This window comes from Paenibacillus sp. FSL R7-0345, from assembly GCF_038595055.1.
Lineage (GTDB): Bacteria > Bacillota > Bacilli > Paenibacillales > Paenibacillaceae > Paenibacillus_AQ.
Genome location: NZ_CP152002.1, coordinates 1826203 through 1842000, shown reverse-complemented (window position 1 = coordinate 1842000; position 15798 = coordinate 1826203). Strand labels below are relative to the sequence as shown.

Genomic DNA, 15798 nt, shown 5'->3' with positions numbered 1-15798 from the left:
CACATGCTTTCCTGTCTTTCAAAAAACTATATCACACTCTTTGCACTTCGCAAATGAACCTGTGTCATGTTTGCGTGCGGGGCGCAGACTACCTGCGCCCTTTAAGGCTCCGCTGCAGCTGCAAAGCTTCAGTATACACGCTGCGCCAGTCTTTGTCTTCAATAATATCAGGGCTGTACTTGGCCTGCTCGAACAGCCGCAGCAGTGAAGTAAAACTGCCTGCAGCTTCCGGGGTTTCCCGGCTCCAGCGGCTGACAGCCTCACGCAGTGTTTCATGCTCTTCCTTAAGCATGCCCCTTCTGCGCACATACCTTACCCACCGCTCTGTTTCGGCCACCACTTTTTGCACCGGGGTCAGCGGCCGGCCGCTCTGCAGCCGCTGCAGCAGGAAGCGCAGGCTTAACCGGTGCTGCCAGAGCAGATAACCTGTCCAGAGCAGCAGCACGGCAGCTGCTGCCGCCACAATCCATGTTCCAATGTTCAGACTATCGCCGGAAGCCGTCTGCGCCGGCTCTTGTACCGGCTCTACAGCCTGCTCCTCTTCCTGCTCCGGCTCTACCGGAGTCTGTTCCTCGCTCTGGGTCAGCAGCGGAACAGTAAAACCCGGGGTTGCTTCAACCGGAATCCAGCCGTAGTCCCCGAAATAGACCTCTGCCCAGGAATGGGCATCAGCATTCGTAATCGTATAATTATTGTTGGTCGCACCCTGTGCCATCAGATTATCCGGAAGCTGGGCCTGTTCTCCCGGAGCGTAGCCCTTAACCCAGCGGGCCGGAATATCAAGTGTCCGGGCCATGGTTACAAGCGCAGTTGAGTAATAGTCACAGTAGCCTTCCATAATCTCAAACAGGAAGCTTTCGACCATATCCCTGCTCTTTTTGCGTGAGAGATCCGGCTGATTGGTATAAGGAAAGCTTACTTGTAAATATTGCTGCAGCAGTGCAACCTTCTCGTAAGGAGTCTGTGCACTTGCTGTAATCTCCTCAGCCAGATCGCTGACCCGCTGCGGGAAATTATCCGGCAGCTGCAGATACTGTTCATTATCCTGGCCTTCATACAGCTGGCTGTATGTCTGCCGGCTCAGCTCCTGAACCGGCACAACCGGAACCTCAGAGGTCAGGACATACGTCTGCGGGTAGGTCAGAACATCATCAGAGCCCCAGATCATCTCATTGTCCTGGCTCCGCCAGAACAAGCCGTTGCTGGTCTCCTCACCGTCTATCGTATCTACTCTGGAGATGGAATAAGCGCCGAACAGCACGGGATAATCATTATTGCCAAGCAGCCTTACCGTCTGCTGCAGCGGCTCTGTCTGCGTCTTCGGGGCTGCTTCCCGCTCCAGCTCCGTGCCAACAGCAGCCCGTACCAGCGGACCTCTGTTCCACCGGTCATCATCACTCCAGCCTCTGCCGGAATAGACAGCCCGTGACTCTCCCCGCATATAGGTGCGCTGATTGGAGGTAACTGTCATTACAGGCGAGTAGTCAAAGCTGAAGCCGCCGCCCAGGTTATCATCGTTCAGGCTATAGCCGGAAGACGAGCTGCCGCTGCCTGTCCCGCCGCCGCTGCTGGTGGCGGAAGACGAGCTGCCGGAGGCTCCCGGTCCTGACGGATTACCGTCTCCGTTCCAGTCCTGCCAAGCCGTATAAGGATCGGTCAGGGTTGGCCGCACATCAGGCATATTCACCCCGGTCACAATAACCAGCGAGAAAATAATGGCGACATTAATCAATACCTTGAACGGATAGCGCAGCAGATAAGTCCAGCCGCGCGGATAATGCAATTGAAAGCTGCGCAGGTGCTGCGTAACCAGCCAGCCCATACCTGCCGCCACTGTCCAGGCTACCTCCTGCCACAGGACAGAGGTGGTAAAGGAATCAAGCGCCGCAAAAGCAACGATGTTAGCGGTAAGAAACATGAGAATCCGTGCTTTGGAGTTGACCCACCAGGAGGACAGCAGCAGCAGCGTGCCAGCTGCCAGGGCGAACCAGATATAGGGGACCATTCCGGCCGCGATATCGGGCAGACGGTCCCGCAGCGTCACAGCCCAGGGATCAGGAACAAAGGTCCCCTTGTTCAGGATCAGCCTGTACGTAATGTACAGTACAGCTGCTGCTTCAAGGAACAGCCTCACTCCCCATTTTACAGGCAGGAGAATCTCAATAACGGCTACTGCCGCAAGCGACAGCAGCACAACCTCTGTTGTAGCCTGCAGCCAGAACGGCTCTGTAAAGGATACCCACTGCAGGCCGATCAGCATCAGCCAGAGCAGGCTGAAGGAATGATGCCAGGAAGATTTGATTCCGTTCCACCATCGGCTCATACTGCAGCATCACCTCCGAGTACAGCAGGGAGCTCCTGCAGGGAATTCACGCTGTAGCTTGCTATTCCGCGTGATCTTAGAACATCACTCCACTCCCTGCTGGCATTGTTCGCGGCCGGGTTACGCACCTGGATATGGGCAGGGGTCATTCCCCGGCTCTCCGCCCAGCGCATGACATCCAGCACCGGCTGGCCGCTCTGCGGACTGATCAGAACGAAGTAGGCGCCTTTCGGAAACATCCGGTGGCTCTTCTCCAGTTCAGGCAGCACCGGTCCGCGGCCTTCCGCATTAATATCAATCAGGTATTGAATCATTTTCTGGCGCTCTGCCGCGCTCTCGGCAGGCACAAAAACCTTGGTATTCCTGTCTATACAGCAAAGGCCGATACCGATCCGGTCACGGATACCATAGCTGAGCAGCGAAGCCGTAACGGAAACCGCCAGCTCAAACTGGTTGGAGCTGCCGTAAGCCGCTGCGCTGCCGTCAAGCACAAGAATCGTCTTGGGGACGGACTCATGCTCGAATTCCTTGGACTTCCATTGCCCGGTTCTGGCCGTCGCATTCCAGTGGATACGGGTTAAACGGTCGCCATAGACATAGTCGCGTACCCCGTTGATCTGCGTTGTCTCCCGCCGTGAATGCAGCAGAGAGGTCTGCAGTCCGGCCAGACGGGACCGGCGTTCATACAGCTGCCAGCGCGGTACGAAGATAGCCCGGGGAAGAACACGGAACTGCCCTTCAGCCCGGAAAGTTCCTTTATGCTCTACCAGCCCGAAAATATCCTCTGCCAGGATATCTGTCTGCTCAAAGGTGTAGCTGCCGCGCTCCAGCGGCGGTGTCTGAAACTGCAGCTCCCCCTGCCCTCTCAGGCTGGGAATCAGACTCTCCTCAAAAACCCACGACTCGCCGTTATGGCGCTTGAGAATTTCCCTGACCACCACGTAAGGCAGCGGGAGAAATCCCGGAATGCTCACCTGCAGCTTCACACGCAGATATCCGCCTGCATACAGCAGCTCAGGCTTATCCTGCTCAGAATACAGGCTGCGCGTGCCTTTGGCCCGGCGGACGCCGCTGACCGCGCCGACGATTAAATAAAGAATGAGGACTGAGACCATAATAAACAGCATGAAGGATGTTTTGCCGCCCTGAAACAGCACATAGAGGAGGGTAACAGCCCATATCGCGAGTATGCCGGCGAATTTCCGCGGCTGGATTCCTGCTGCTACTCCACTCAGATAGCTCTTCATCGCTATTGCCTCATCGTAACAGGCACACGGATGCCTTGCAGCAGCTTCTGCAGCAGGGACTCCACGTTAACATTGTCCAGCCGCGATTCCGGACGCAGAATGATACGGTGCCCCAGGGCATAAGGCGTAAGAATCTTGACATCATCCGGCAGCACATAATCGCGCTCCTGCAGAAAAGCATATGCTTTGCAGGCCATCATGAAGGACAGCGAAGCACGCGGGCTTGCACCAAGCAGCACCAGCGGGTGCTCCCGTGTCTGGCGTACAATGTCGAGCAGGTAACCCAGAACCGTATCACTCATGTACACCTCACGGATCTCTTCCTGGATCGCTGCAATCTGCTCCATGCCCGTTACCGGTGTCAGCTTGTCCACAGGCTGGCCCGACTGGTGGCTGAGCAGCAGGTTCTTCTCGGTCTCGCTATCCGGATAACCAAGGCTGATCCGCAGCATAAAGCGGTCAAGCTGGGCTTCCGGCAGTGTGTAGGTGCCTTCAAAATCAATCGGGTTCTGAGTCGCACAGAGCATGAACGGATGCGGAAGCGGATAAGTCTCCCCGTCCACCGTGACATTACGTTCTTCCATAACCTCCAGCAGAGCCGACTGGGTCTTGGTTGTTGCCCGGTTGATCTCATCGGCTAGCAGAATATTAGTCATAACCGGCCCCGGCCGGAAATAGAACATTTCATCACGCGGATGATAGACGGACACGCCGGTAATATCACTCGGCAGAATATCGGGATTGCACTGGATCCGCCGGTAGTCACCGGACATGGACCGTGATAATGCCCGTATAAGCTGGGTTTTACCGGTTCCCGGCACATCCTCAATCAGGACGTGTCCACCGGCCAGAAGTGCCGTAAGCAGCAGTTCTATTTCAAAAGATTTTCCAAGTATACAGGATTCCAGGTTAGAGCGAACAGCTTTCATAATTTGCGTGGATTCTTGACGTACGGGCATATATGATTAGACCTCCTATGTCAGAATAAGCAGTAATAAATATATTTTACATGATTATAGGACCCAAAGTACATTATTGAAGACTTTGAAGTTGCAGGATACTAAACATATAGCCCGTTTTACAATTGTAAGAAGCTATTCTGCCTATTTCTTGTAAAAAATCACAAAAATCAAAGGACGTTTCAGGACTGCTGCAATGGACAGCAAAACAGGACAGCCGCCCTCCTTAAAGGAAGATCCGCTGCCCTGCCGGTCCCTTTTTCCAGCTAAGCCTGCTTTCGATCACCCACCAGCTCATTCAAGCTGATAATCAGGCCTTCAAGCTGTTTAAAACTGCCTACCATATTGTCAGTCATTGTGCGCTGCTCCTCCACTCCGGCCAGTATTTCTTCCGTTGCGGCGCTCGACTGCTCGGTCACGCTGGAGAACTCTGTAATTTCACTCACGATTTTTTCGGAGAATTGCTTCATGCCAGCCGAGCTCTGCTCCACATCGCCTGCCTGCTCCAGTACTTTATGGGCATTCTGAAGAATAGACCGGAATACCTCTTCCGTGCGCTGCACCGACTCGCTGCCTGTCAGCAGAATACTGCGGCTCTGTTCAAACTGGGTGATCAGCAGATCTGTCTGCTGCTGCAGGCCGAATATCACACCGCTGATCGAATCCGCCTGTTTGCCGGAGTCCTCGGCCAGCTTCCGCACCTCTCCGGCAACCACGGCAAAGCCCCGCCCATGTTCACCCGCACGCGCTGCCTCAATAGAGGCATTAAGGGCAAGCAGATTCGTCTGTCTGGAGATCTGTGTGATCCCCTCAAGCATTCCATGAATGTCCTGGCTGCGCCGGCTGAATTCCAGCATCTGATTCGAGGTCTGCTCCATCATTTCCTTAAGATCAGAGAATTGGTCCGCCAGCAAGGCTACATTTCCGCTGCCCTGTTCACTGACCGCAGCCGTTTCCGCCGACAGCTTCTTCATTTCCTGCGAATACCCGGCTACATCACGGATATGCCGGTCAGATACCGAAACTGCCTCCGTAATTTCACCTATGCTGCTGGCCTGGTATTCAATGCCTTTGGAAACCTCCTGGAATCCGATTGTTACTTCATTGGTTATAGCTCCGGCCATTTCTACCTCCACCTTGAATCTGCCGGTAAAATCATAAAGTCCGTCCACTGCGGTCTTCACCCGTTCCAGCAGGAAACTCACCTGCTCCCCTGTGGCGGCAACCTGCTGCCGCTGCTCTTCGCTGTGACGCTGAAGCTTCTCATTCAGGAACGCAACCACAAAGAGCACGATACTAATGATGAGATACAGTCCTAGTCCGGTAAAATAGTTCAGCAGCTTGTTCCCTTCAACTAAAACCTGGGTTCCGCTCATTAGCTGAATCAGGGTATGGACAGCGCTTATACCGGAAGCGATAGCATAATATTTGTAGTGAGGATAGAGCAGCAGTAAAGAATAAAGCAATAACACAACCAGGCTATTTATAGAACCCATTGTCAGATAAACAGCCATCAGAGTAAGGATTCCTGTAATAATCCAAGGTATGACCATTACCCCTTTACGCCGGCTGTTACATACGGTCAGTGCTATGGCGAGCGGAACCGCTACCCCGCTTGTTCCCCAAAGCTTGGGAGTCTGAAAGGCCAGAATCACACCTACTACCGTTATTGCCCAAAAAATAGCAATGATAATTTTGTTCCTGTTCCAAAATAATTCGACTCTCTGCTGATTCTGCAATCTCTGCACGTCCCCTGTCTTTGTATATGTAAAAAACACTCAACGTTATATATCGTCAATAATCGACATTTATTTGATATTTATTACCTATGATACAAGGAAAAAAGACCGCTATTTAGCGGTCTGTGTTCAAATATTGTTCATTTTGACGTAAATATTTAGCCCTTTGGCCTCACAACGAGTGCCGCCAGGAAGGAAAACACGATCGCCGACGAAATCCCGGCACTGGTTACATCAAATATGCCTGTCACTACACCGACCCAGCCGTCGCGCTGCAGCTCGGTTAGCGCGCCATGCACCAGGGAATTGCCAAAGCTTGTTATCGGCACGCTGGCCCCGGCTCCGGCAAACTTCACAAGCGGATCATAAAGTCCAAAAGCATCGGCTGCCGCTCCCAGCACCACGAGTGTACTCATGGTATGGGCCGGCGTCAGCGCCAGTACATCAAACATCAGCTGGCCAATGACACAAATCGCTCCGCCGACAAGAAAAGCCCACAGATAAATCATTGTCCCTCACCTCCGATCTCCAGGGCTACAGCATGCGCTACGCATGGAATGCTCTCCCCCTGCTGATATGACAACGGAGACAGCAGCGCCCCGGTTGCCACAATAAGCACCCGTTTCAGTTCGCCTTTGCGCATCCGTTTCAGGATGTGCCCGTACGTGACAACTGCAGAGCAGCCGCAGCCGCTTCCTCCGGCGATTACATATTTCTGCTTATCCAGATTAAAAATAAGCAGGCCACAGTCATCAAACGTCGTCTGTTCCATTGGAATGCCTTCTTCGGCCAGCAGCTCTTTGGCAATCGGGAGCCCTACCGACGCAAGGTCGCCAGTCACAATCAGGTCATAATGTCCGGGAGCGAGGCCCGTATCACGGAAATGGGCGGTAATTGTATCAGCCGCGGCAGGCGCCATCGCTGTCCCCATATTGAACGGGTCGGTCAGGCCCAGATCCATGATCCGGCCGATTGTTGCTGAAACCACATGAACCTGTGTACCCGGCGCAGTACCGTCGTTACGGCCGACTATCGCACAGCCGGAGCCGGTGATCGTATACTGGGCAGTCGGCGGCTTCTGAGAGCCGTATTCGGTCGGATAGCGGAACTGCTTCTCCACAGTGCAGTTATGGCTGGAGGTTCCCGCCAGTGCGTATTTCCCGCCGCCTGAATCAATGATCATCGAAGCAATCGCCAGACTCTCCATTGAAGTCGAGCAGGCTCCGAATACACCAAGGTAAGGCACACCGAGCTTCCGTGCGGCAAAGGAGCTGCTGATAATCTGGTTCATCAGATCTCCGCCGACGAAGAACTCCAGCTGCTCCTGCTCAATCGCGGCATTCATCAGCGCCAGCTTGGAAGCTTTTTCAAACAGGGCGCGTTCGGCCTTCTCCCAGGTTTTCTCGCCCATTTCAAGCGAATCATAAATAAAATCAAAATCCGAGGCCAAAGGTCCCTCGCCTTCCTCAGGACCCACTACCGCAGATGAACCAAGGATGACAGGACGAGTGGTAAATTTCCAGGTCTGGCTGCCCAGCTGTTCCATCGTTAGTGAGCACCTCCCCAGCCCATAACGGCATAAACTACACCGACTACAAAGGCGGCGACCACACCAAACACGATAACAGAACCGGCCAGCTTGAACATATTGCCGCCGACGCCGAGCACAAGGCCCTCGGCTCTATGTTCAAGGGCTGCCGAGCACATACTGTTGGCAAAGCCTGTGACAGGCACGGCCGTACCTGCACCGCACCACTGGGCAAGCTTATCGTACACCCCGAAGCTGGTGAGAATGACGGACAGCAGAATCAGAACCGCCACTGTCGGGGATGAAGCTTCCCGTGAGGTCATATCAAAGATCGCCATGAAGGCCTCCTGGATGGCTTGTCCCAGCACACAGATCAGGCCGCCTGACAGAAAGGCGCGGATGCAGTTTTTGAACACCGGACGCGAGGGTACAAACGGCTTGGACAATTTTTCGTAGTCCTTGGGAGTCATGGTGTCAAGCCGCAGCTTCACACCGCTTTTCTTTGTTTTTGCCGGCAAAATTGGACACCTCCTGGATATGTGCGAAGGGAAGCCCAGAGTTCAGTCTCACTGTCTGCTTCCCTCCGGCTCTTCTTCGCCTAGAAGTTTTTCCTTATTGTTCACCATATCCCGGCTTGTTATGTCCCTGCATACTCAGGAAAAAAACAGCAGCACCACTATAAGCAGCAAGAACAGAACCAGGATCAGCATAATCTCGCTGTCCCGGCTGCTGCGGCGGCGGTATCTGTGCTTAATGCCGCGCGTGCGCACCCTGCGGGGGACACTTTTTTCGGTAAAAGGTCCGGAAATACCTCCTGCAACCCTCATTCGCTCCTCTTCCTTTCCCGGCTCCTGCCTGCAGACCCGTTACAACAGGTTATTCAGCCGGTCAGCTCCCGGTGTCCGCCTGCGGGAGACGTTAAAGTCTGCTAAAGATAGACAATCAGGCCGGTGAAGTTCATACTATATAGGTTGAATCTGAACTTCTAAGGTCAAGAAAAGGAGCGTTACAGATATGAATCAGGAAACATTGGACTTGTTCAAAACACTCACAGAATTCCCTGCAGCACCTGGCTTTGAGCGTGAACTGCGCGCTTACGTCAAGGACGCTATGTCACCTTACACTGATGAATTTGTGCAGGACCGGCTCGGAAGCCTGTTCGGCGTGCTGCGCGGCGCAGAAAACGGCCCGAAAATTATGGTTGCCGGACATTTTGACGAAGTAGGCTTTATGGTTACCGGCATTACGGGCAACGGGATGATCCGCTTCCAGCCGCTCGGCGGCTGGCTGGCCTCGGCTGTCGCTTCCCAGCGGCTGCAGATTATTACACCTAACGGCGTACTTACAGGGGTTGTTGGCAGTACACCGATTCATCTGCTCAGCCCGGAGGAGCGCACCAAGACCGGTGAAATCAGTAAAATGTATCTCGATATCGGCGCCGACAGCAAGGAAGAAGCTGAAAGCTACGGCGTCAAGCCGGGGCAGCAGATCCTGCCGATCTGTCCGTTCACTCCGCTTGCCAATCCTAAAAAAATCCTGGCCAAAGCCTGGGATAACCGCTACGGTGTAGGCCTCGCCCTTGAGCTGGTCAAGACACTGCACGGCAAACAGCTGCCAAACACTGTCTATGCCGGTGCTACTGTGCAGGAAGAAGTAGGCCTGCGGGGTGCCCGTACCGCCGCCAACCTGCTGAATCCGGACATTTTCTTCGGCCTTGACGCCAGCGCCGCTGCTGACATGACCGGTGACCGTCAGGCCTTCGGCCAGCTAGGCCAGGGGGCACTGCTGCGCATCTATGATCCGACGATGATTACCCACCGCGGGCTGATTGAATACGTGCAGGATACTGCCGACACCCATAAGATCAAATACCAGTACTTTGTATCCCAGGGCGGAACTGACGCCGGAGCGGTTCATACCAGCGGCATCGGCATCCCGTCTGCGGTTATCGGTATCTGCTCCCGGTACATTCATACCGCCTCTTCCGTCATCCACAGCGACGATTACGAGGCAGCCAAGGAGCTGCTGATCAAGCTGGTTGAAGGACTGGACCGGACAACGCTGCAGACTATTTTGGAAAACAGCTAAGCTGCAATAAAGGGGAGATAAGACATGCATCCTGTTGAACTAATGGAATATGGATTAGCCGCTATCCCGTTTTTCGTCATTTTGCTTGTCTCTCTCTTATTCCGGAAGTCCAGAAGAAAGTGGATTTATATTGCAGCCGGCTTATACGTTCTATTGTCCATCGGTTTCTTTTTGTATCGTCCAGCTTATATTGATGCTCAAATCGCCCGCAAATCGGTTGAGCTGAACCGTTATCTGGAACAAAAATACCCCGATGAAACCTGGACGTTCTGGACGGTTCCACACCGCGAGGATGGCTATGAACCGTATAATCCTTATGTTATTGAAGTAACGTTTGCCAACGAGCCGGATGTGCATTATGGTTTTATGGTAAAAAGAGACTCCATCGAGCTGCGGGGCTATTCGTCCGAGCGTGATTCGATCGGCGAGCTCAGGCACTGGGAACCGGTTCAAAAGTAAAAGAAAGAGCAAGACCTCTCCGGCATCGGAAGGGTCTTGCTCTTTTTATTGTCACGGTAATATTAATCTTCTATTTCAGCGCCGCGTACTCGGCCATCACGGACTGGTGTACCGCATGATCAGCAGCCAGACCTGTGTATTTGGTCAGCGCAGCTTCCACGCCAAGCTCGGCAATAGCTGCCTGCAGCTCGACCGCTTCCGGATCATCAGCCGCCTGGAACAGCAAAGCTCCGGCCATGGAACGGGTCAGCGCCTTATAGCTCAATCCGCGGTCATAAGCCTGCAGCGCAGGCGATACCAGACGGTCATTCGGCGACAGCTTGCGGATCGGCGAGCGGCCGACACGGGATACTTCATCGGTCAAGGCCGGATTGCGGAAGCGCTCCAGAATTTTGTCGATATATTTGCTGTGCTCTGCGGTGTCAAAGCCATGCTTCTGCTCAAGCACCGCTCCAGTCTCCTCCAGCACTTCACGTACAAGTGCCGTCAGGCTCTCGTCCGCCATTGCCTGCTGAATGGTTTCGTAGCCGCGGAGGAAGCCGAGATACGCCGCAGAGCAGTGTCCTGTATTCACGGTGAACAGCTTGCGCTCGATGTAAGGCTCCAGATTTTCAACATAATGCACGCCTTCAACCGGAGTATATCCCGGAATCATTTGGGAAGCATCCACCACCCACTCATAAAAGGGCTCGACAACAACCTTGAGGATATCCTCATGCTGCTGAAGCGGCACAATCCGGTCTACTGCCGCGTTAGGGAATGCTACAGATGTATCCGCTTTGGCACGGGCTGCCTCATCGAGCTGCGCATAGACCAGCTCTTTGAGCTGGGCGCTGCCGCCGATGGCGTTCTCGCAGGCGATAACATGCAGAGGTGCATCCGAAACGGCTACGCGTCTCTTCATTCCCTCGGCGATCACACCGGCAATATGCTTCAGGATCGATACACCGACAGCGGTTGTAACCAGATCGGCTTCAGCGATGGCAGCCGCCACTTCATCCGCATGGGTAACACTGCTCATCGCCGTCACATTTTTTACGATAACCGTTTCCTGTCCTTCACTTGCCAGAGTCACCGGATATTCGCCGCGCTCCTTCAGCTGGGATACAAAAGCTTCATTTACATCCACGAAACAGACTTCATAGCCTGCCTGTGAGAGCAGCAGACCGATAAATCCTCTGCCGATATTGCCTGCGCCGAAATGAACAGCCTTCATTATTCGAGGCCTCCTTCAAAAATGGCGATGACATCGGCAGGCGTAGGGGCGTTCATTACCCGCTCAATCGCGTCATCTTCAGTGAATATCATGGCTACATTCGTAAGCACTTCCATATGCCCGTCACCTGCAGCTGCAATTCCGATTACGACAAAAGCGGGCTCATCGCCGCCGAAGTCAACGCCATCCGGAAAACGGATAATGGAAAGACCGGTTGATTTAATGAAAGGTCTCGCTTCCTTGGTACCATGCGGAATAGCCAGCCCGCCGCCCATATAGGTAGATACAACTTCCTCGCGCTCAAGCATCTTTGGCACGTATTCTTCTGTTACATGTCCTGCATCAACCAGCAGCTTGCCGGCCATGGTGATCGCTTCATATTTGTCTTTTGCGGCACCGTTCATAATAATCTTGTTTTCTGACAGTATACTCATATGGTTTCTCCCGCTTTCACATTTTATTTTCGAAGAAATGCAGCAGTTCAGATGACAGGTAGCTGCGGATTTCGGACTCTGTCCGTTCCTCCAGCAGCTTTACCAGCTCCGCATTCAGCAGCATGGCGCTGATTTCACTCAGAACCTCCAGGCTCTCCCTGGAGAGCTTGCGCGGGGCAAGCATCAGCAGGATTACTCTTACCTCGGTGTTGCCTTCCAGCACTACGGGCTGGTTCAGACGGTAAAGGGTCAGCGAAGATAGCAGAATGTGGCTGCTGCGGGTATGAAAGAGCGCCAGCCCCGTATCCGGGATGACCTGGCTCGACATCCGCTCCCGTTCCAGCAGCCGTTCCAGCAGAATGTCCGCATCCCCGACTACCCCGGTACCTCTAAGGAAATCCAGCATCGCCGCAATCGTAGCCTGCAGGGGAATACCTTCATTATCCAGCGGATAAAAGCGGAACCGCTCCAGCAGGCTGACCGTCTCATCCAGTATCCCCTTATAGCTCTTCAGGCGGTCCAGCGCATGATCATCCTTAACGGAATGGCCGTTCTCGCCGCCCGGAACGCTCTCCCGTTCACGCAGCGTGATATTCTGAATATAACTCAAAAGCTTCTCCATTTCATCTCCGGTCAGCAGCGGGCTGATCTTGATATAGCGCTCCTTGTCGAGCGGCAAATCAATCGTTGAGATGATCAGATCATAATCCACCTCGGGAAGACGGGCTGCTTCATACCAGGAAATATTCCCGAGTATCTCAATCTGCGGCATCTCCTTGGCGAGCCGGGTGGCCAGCAGCCGGGAGGAGCTCAGCCCGCTGGCACAGACCAGAATCGCCCGTACATTGCGTTTCAGCTGGTTAAGCCTTTCAATGGAAGCGCCGAAATGCATGACCAGAAAGCCCACTTCCTCATCCGGAATCTCCAGGTCCAGCTGCAGATCCTCCACCGCAGCTCTGACAATCTGAAACAGGTAGTCATAATCCTTGCGGATCGGACCAAGCAGCGGATTGCGGATACGCGTTCCCTCACGCAGCCGTTTGAAGGCAGGGTCCATATGCTCAAGCAGACCCTCGCGCAGGGAGCGGTCGCTCTGAAACGGCAGCCCCGTCCGCCTTACCACACTTTCGGTCAGCCGGTAGACCGTCTCCATCAGCTCCATATCCCCGTAGGCGATTCCGCCGGAGGGGAATGAATCCTGGGCCCGGTCAAACAGGCCGGCGATATACAGAATCTCCGCCCGCGGAATATCCTCCTCGAGCGCAAGTCCGAGCCGCTGGACAAACTGCTCGGCCCCGGAGATGTTGCGGTGGTCGGACATCCTGGGATAGCCGGCGTCACCGCCGCTTTCAATGCCCTGACCGATGGAGATCCGCCTGGTGGTGACGGCAAGGCCCAGCAGCATTTCCATATAAACGATTTCCGGAAGCTCTGCAGTCCATTGCCATTCCATATCCCACAGCGTGTTCTCCACTTCCAGCAGATTGTTTTTCCCGACGGTCATCAGCAAAAGCTTGTATACCGGGCTGCTGGCCAGCTGGGGAGTGTGTCCTACAAGATCCGATAAATCCAGATGCTCGGCAGCCAGCCGGCCGATCGCCCTGCGCTTATCCACCTCACTGCCCGTTATTTCAACCCCGTAGCCCCTCCTGCGGACCAGCTGAAGATTAAATTTACGGACCCACGGCTCCAATTCATCCAGATCGTAACTGACTGTAGCCACAGTTACCTTCAGCCAGTGGGCCAGAGTATACAGCTTCACTGGTTCTTCTGACTCAAGCAGCGTGCACAGCTCGTAGATTTTACGCTCCTCACTGGAATACTCTGCCGGCTTCTCCTGGCGCAGGAATAGCCGGAGCTCAGCGATACCGTCTTCCGGCCCGCTCAGCTGTATGCCTTTTCCCGATTTACGGATGAGATCCAGACCGAAATCCGCAAGCGTCTGTTCAATATCCTCCATCTCGCGGTGAACGGTTCTCACGCTTACCCCGATTCCTTCGGCGATTTCGGCGGCTGTGATTTCTTCATTTACGCCCAGCAGCAGCCAGATAATCTGGCGCTGCCGGGCGGTAACCTTCCTCATAACCGTGTACCTCCGCCCTAAATGGAGACAAACGCTGGCTCCCGGGGGCCAGCGTCTCCTTATTTAGCGTTATACGTCATTTCTAAACGGTATTCGTTTATTTCAAACGTTCAACCAGCTCATCGTACTTCGGACTCTTCAGGAAGTTGTCGATAGAGATGTGCTCTGCATTAGGATTGGCTGCAATCGCACGGTCGGTCAGCGTTTTCTGGGTAATAACGATATCTGCATCAGCCGGAATTTCACTTACTGCCGAGTTCACTACCGTAAGATTCACGCCTGCAGTCTGCAATTTCTTTCTCAGTACCGAAGCACCCATTGCACTGGAGCCCATACCGGCATCACAAGCGAAGACAATCTTATGCACATCAGCTTTGTTGCGTACATTAGCAGCAACGTTATTGGCAGCTGCGGTTGCAACTGTTGGAGAAGCTGCAGTACCGGCAGACTTCATGTCTTTCATTTTTGCAGAAGCTGCTTCCAGATCCATTTCTTCCTCATCCGTTTTCTTCACTGTCTTCAGCAGCAGCGTTGCAAGGACAAAAGAAACTACGGTTGCCACAACTACACCGGCCAGCATCGGGAAGTACCCGCCCTTAGGCGTCATAGCGAAATAAGCAAAGATACTGCCTGGTGACGGAGAAGCTACCAGACCTGCACCCAGCATCTGGAAAGTGAATGTACCGGATACACCGCCACCGATTACCGCAAGGATCAGACGCGGGTTCATCAGAATGTACGGGAAGTAAATTTCATGGATACCGCCAAGGAAGTGGATGATTACGGCACCCGGCGCAGAAGCTTTTGCAGAACCGCGTCCTACAAGCCAGTAGGCCAGCAGGATACCAAGCCCTGGTCCCGGATTAGACTCAAGCATAAACAGAATGGATTTACCAATTCTTTGGGATTCTTCAAGCGCAATCGGTCCGAGAACCCCGTGATTGATCGCATTGTTAAGGAACAGCACTTTTGCAGGCTCGATGATAATGTTGACGATCGGAAGCAAATTGTGATCAACCAGGAATTGCACGCCATTGGACAAAATGTTGGTAAGACCTTCAACCAGTGGTCCGATCCCCTTCAGTGCAGCAATGGACAAGCCGCCGCCGATGATACCAAGTGAAAAGTTATTGACAAGCATTTCGAAGCCGGCTTTGATTTTACCGTCAACAGCTTTGTCAAACTGTTTCAGAATCCAGCCGGCCAGCGGTCCAACGAGCATTGCTCCAAGGAACATTGGAATGGAGGAGCCGACGATAACCCCCATTGTAACGACAGCACCGATAACACCGCCGCGTTTACCGTGTACCATTGTACCGCCGGTGTAACCGATCAGCAGCGGCAGCAGGTAAGTAATCATTGGCCCTACAAGAGCAGCCAGACTTTCATTTGGAATCCAGCCTGTTGGAATGAACAGTGCCGTGATCAGACCCCAAGCGATAAAAGCACCGATATTTGGCATAACCATACCGCTGAGCAAGCGGCCGAATTGTTGGACTTTCACCCTTGTTCCGCCGGATGAAGGTTGTGTTGCTGGCGTAGTTGCCGATGTGGCCATTTAAAATGCCCCCTTATTGAATTAAATGGGACTTCCTACCCTTAAGCTTTGTTGTAAGTTCATCCCCTATGCACACATCGTAATTCAAAGCGCTTTCTTTGTCACCAAATTCAAAATACGGTTTCGTCATGAACGTTGTTGACAACATTTAAGAGCTGTTGCCA

General features: G+C 53.5%; 14 protein-coding genes. 2 read left to right on the top strand and 12 right to left on the bottom strand.

Going from position 1 to position 15798, the window contains the following annotated elements; all coding sequences use genetic code 11:
• Window positions 1-88: 88 nt before the first annotated feature.
• The 8 genes from NST84_RS07725 to NST84_RS07690 form a co-directional block, all read right to left on the bottom strand.
• A complete protein-coding gene (locus NST84_RS07725; RefSeq protein WP_342565024.1) occupies window positions 89-2323 on the bottom strand; it encodes a transglutaminase domain-containing protein in 2235 nt (744 codons plus the stop codon).
• On the bottom strand, window positions 2320-3570 hold the full coding sequence (locus NST84_RS07720) for a DUF58 domain-containing protein (protein ID WP_342565023.1): 1251 nt from the start codon (window positions 3568-3570) through the stop codon (window positions 2320-2322). The genes NST84_RS07725 and NST84_RS07720 overlap by 4 nt, the downstream gene beginning before the upstream one ends.
• 2 nt (window positions 3571-3572) lie before the next feature.
• Complete coding sequence (locus tag NST84_RS07715) at window positions 3573-4529, bottom strand: MoxR family ATPase (RefSeq protein ID WP_342565022.1); 957 nt, start codon at window positions 4527-4529, stop codon at window positions 3573-3575.
• A 266-nt stretch (window positions 4530-4795) separates the two neighbouring features.
• Window positions 4796-6268, bottom strand: coding sequence for a methyl-accepting chemotaxis protein (locus NST84_RS07710; RefSeq protein WP_342565021.1), 1473 nt, complete (start codon window positions 6266-6268; stop codon window positions 4796-4798).
• Between the two features lie 158 nt (window positions 6269-6426).
• Window positions 6427-6777 carry a stage V sporulation protein AE gene (gene spoVAE / locus NST84_RS07705; protein WP_042174395.1) on the bottom strand — a complete coding sequence of 117 codons (351 nt, stop codon included), beginning with the start codon at window positions 6775-6777 and terminating at the stop codon, window positions 6427-6429.
• On the bottom strand, window positions 6774-7814 hold the full coding sequence (gene spoVAD / locus NST84_RS07700; protein ID WP_342565020.1) for a stage V sporulation protein AD: 1041 nt from the start codon (window positions 7812-7814) through the stop codon (window positions 6774-6776). The genes spoVAE and spoVAD overlap by 4 nt, the downstream gene beginning before the upstream one ends.
• Window positions 7815-7816: 2 nt before the next feature.
• Window positions 7817-8266 carry a stage V sporulation protein AC gene (spoVAC, locus tag NST84_RS07695; RefSeq protein WP_342566371.1) on the bottom strand — a complete coding sequence of 150 codons (450 nt, stop codon included), beginning with the start codon at window positions 8264-8266 and terminating at the stop codon, window positions 7817-7819.
• A gap of 183 nt (window positions 8267-8449) precedes the next feature.
• Complete coding sequence (locus tag NST84_RS07690; protein WP_342565019.1) at window positions 8450-8623, bottom strand: hypothetical protein; 174 nt, start codon at window positions 8621-8623, stop codon at window positions 8450-8452.
• Window positions 8624-8810: 187 nt separating this feature from the next.
• Between NST84_RS07690 and NST84_RS07685 the strand changes: the two genes are divergently transcribed.
• Window positions 8811-9884, top strand: coding sequence for a M42 family metallopeptidase (locus NST84_RS07685; protein WP_342565018.1), 1074 nt, complete (start codon window positions 8811-8813; stop codon window positions 9882-9884).
• Between the two features lie 42 nt (window positions 9885-9926).
• Window positions 9927-10343 (top strand): hypothetical protein, encoded by a 417-nt coding sequence (locus NST84_RS07680; RefSeq protein ID WP_342565017.1) that lies wholly within the window; start codon window positions 9927-9929, stop codon window positions 10341-10343.
• Window positions 10344-10413: 70 nt separating this feature from the next.
• Here the strand turns inward: NST84_RS07680 and NST84_RS07675 are convergent, their stop codons facing one another.
• From NST84_RS07675 to NST84_RS07660, 4 genes are all read right to left on the bottom strand, one after another.
• Complete coding sequence (locus NST84_RS07675; RefSeq protein WP_342565016.1) at window positions 10414-11559, bottom strand: mannitol-1-phosphate 5-dehydrogenase; 1146 nt, start codon at window positions 11557-11559, stop codon at window positions 10414-10416.
• Window positions 11559-11993, bottom strand: coding sequence for a PTS sugar transporter subunit IIA (locus tag NST84_RS07670; RefSeq protein WP_342565015.1), 435 nt, complete (start codon window positions 11991-11993; stop codon window positions 11559-11561). Before NST84_RS07670 ends, NST84_RS07675 begins: the two co-directional genes overlap by 1 nt.
• 16 nt (window positions 11994-12009) lie before the next feature.
• Complete coding sequence (locus NST84_RS07665; RefSeq protein WP_342565014.1) at window positions 12010-14076, bottom strand: BglG family transcription antiterminator; 2067 nt, start codon at window positions 14074-14076, stop codon at window positions 12010-12012.
• A gap of 97 nt (window positions 14077-14173) precedes the next feature.
• Window positions 14174-15634: a PTS mannitol transporter subunit IICBA gene (locus NST84_RS07660; protein ID WP_342565013.1), complete on the bottom strand. Its 1461-nt coding sequence runs from the start codon at window positions 15632-15634 to the stop codon at window positions 14174-14176.
• Between the last annotated feature and the right edge of the window lie 164 nt (window positions 15635-15798).

Excerpts from the sequence above, each read along its gene's own strand:
- NST84_RS07665 (WP_342565014.1), bottom strand. The coding sequence starts at position 14,076 with ATGAGGAAGGTTACCGCCCGGCAGCGCCAGATTATCTGGCTGCTGCTG.
- spoVAE (WP_042174395.1), bottom strand. The coding sequence starts at position 6,777 with ATGATTTATCTGTGGGCTTTTCTTGTCGGCGGAGCGATTTGTGTCATT.
- spoVAD (WP_342565020.1), bottom strand. The coding sequence starts at position 7,814 with ATGGAACAGCTGGGCAGCCAGACCTGGAAATTTACCACTCGTCCTGTC.
- NST84_RS07675 (WP_342565016.1), bottom strand. The coding sequence starts at position 11,559 with ATGAAGGCTGTTCATTTCGGCGCAGGCAATATCGGCAGAGGATTTATC.
- spoVAC (WP_342566371.1), bottom strand. The coding sequence starts at position 8,266 with ATGACTCCCAAGGACTACGAAAAATTGTCCAAGCCGTTTGTACCCTCG.
- NST84_RS07690 (WP_342565019.1), bottom strand. The coding sequence starts at position 8,623 with ATGAGGGTTGCAGGAGGTATTTCCGGACCTTTTACCGAAAAAAGTGTC.
- NST84_RS07685 (WP_342565018.1), top strand. The coding sequence starts at position 8,811 with ATGAATCAGGAAACATTGGACTTGTTCAAAACACTCACAGAATTCCCT.
- NST84_RS07715 (WP_342565022.1), bottom strand. The coding sequence starts at position 4,529 with ATGCCCGTACGTCAAGAATCCACGCAAATTATGAAAGCTGTTCGCTCT.
- NST84_RS07670 (WP_342565015.1), bottom strand. The coding sequence starts at position 11,993 with ATGAGTATACTGTCAGAAAACAAGATTATTATGAACGGTGCCGCAAAA.
- NST84_RS07720 (WP_342565023.1), bottom strand. The coding sequence starts at position 3,570 with ATGAAGAGCTATCTGAGTGGAGTAGCAGCAGGAATCCAGCCGCGGAAA.
- NST84_RS07725 (WP_342565024.1), bottom strand. The coding sequence starts at position 2,323 with ATGAGCCGATGGTGGAACGGAATCAAATCTTCCTGGCATCATTCCTTC.
- NST84_RS07660 (WP_342565013.1), bottom strand. The coding sequence starts at position 15,634 with ATGGCCACATCGGCAACTACGCCAGCAACACAACCTTCATCCGGCGGA.
- NST84_RS07680 (WP_342565017.1), top strand. The coding sequence starts at position 9,927 with ATGGAATATGGATTAGCCGCTATCCCGTTTTTCGTCATTTTGCTTGTC.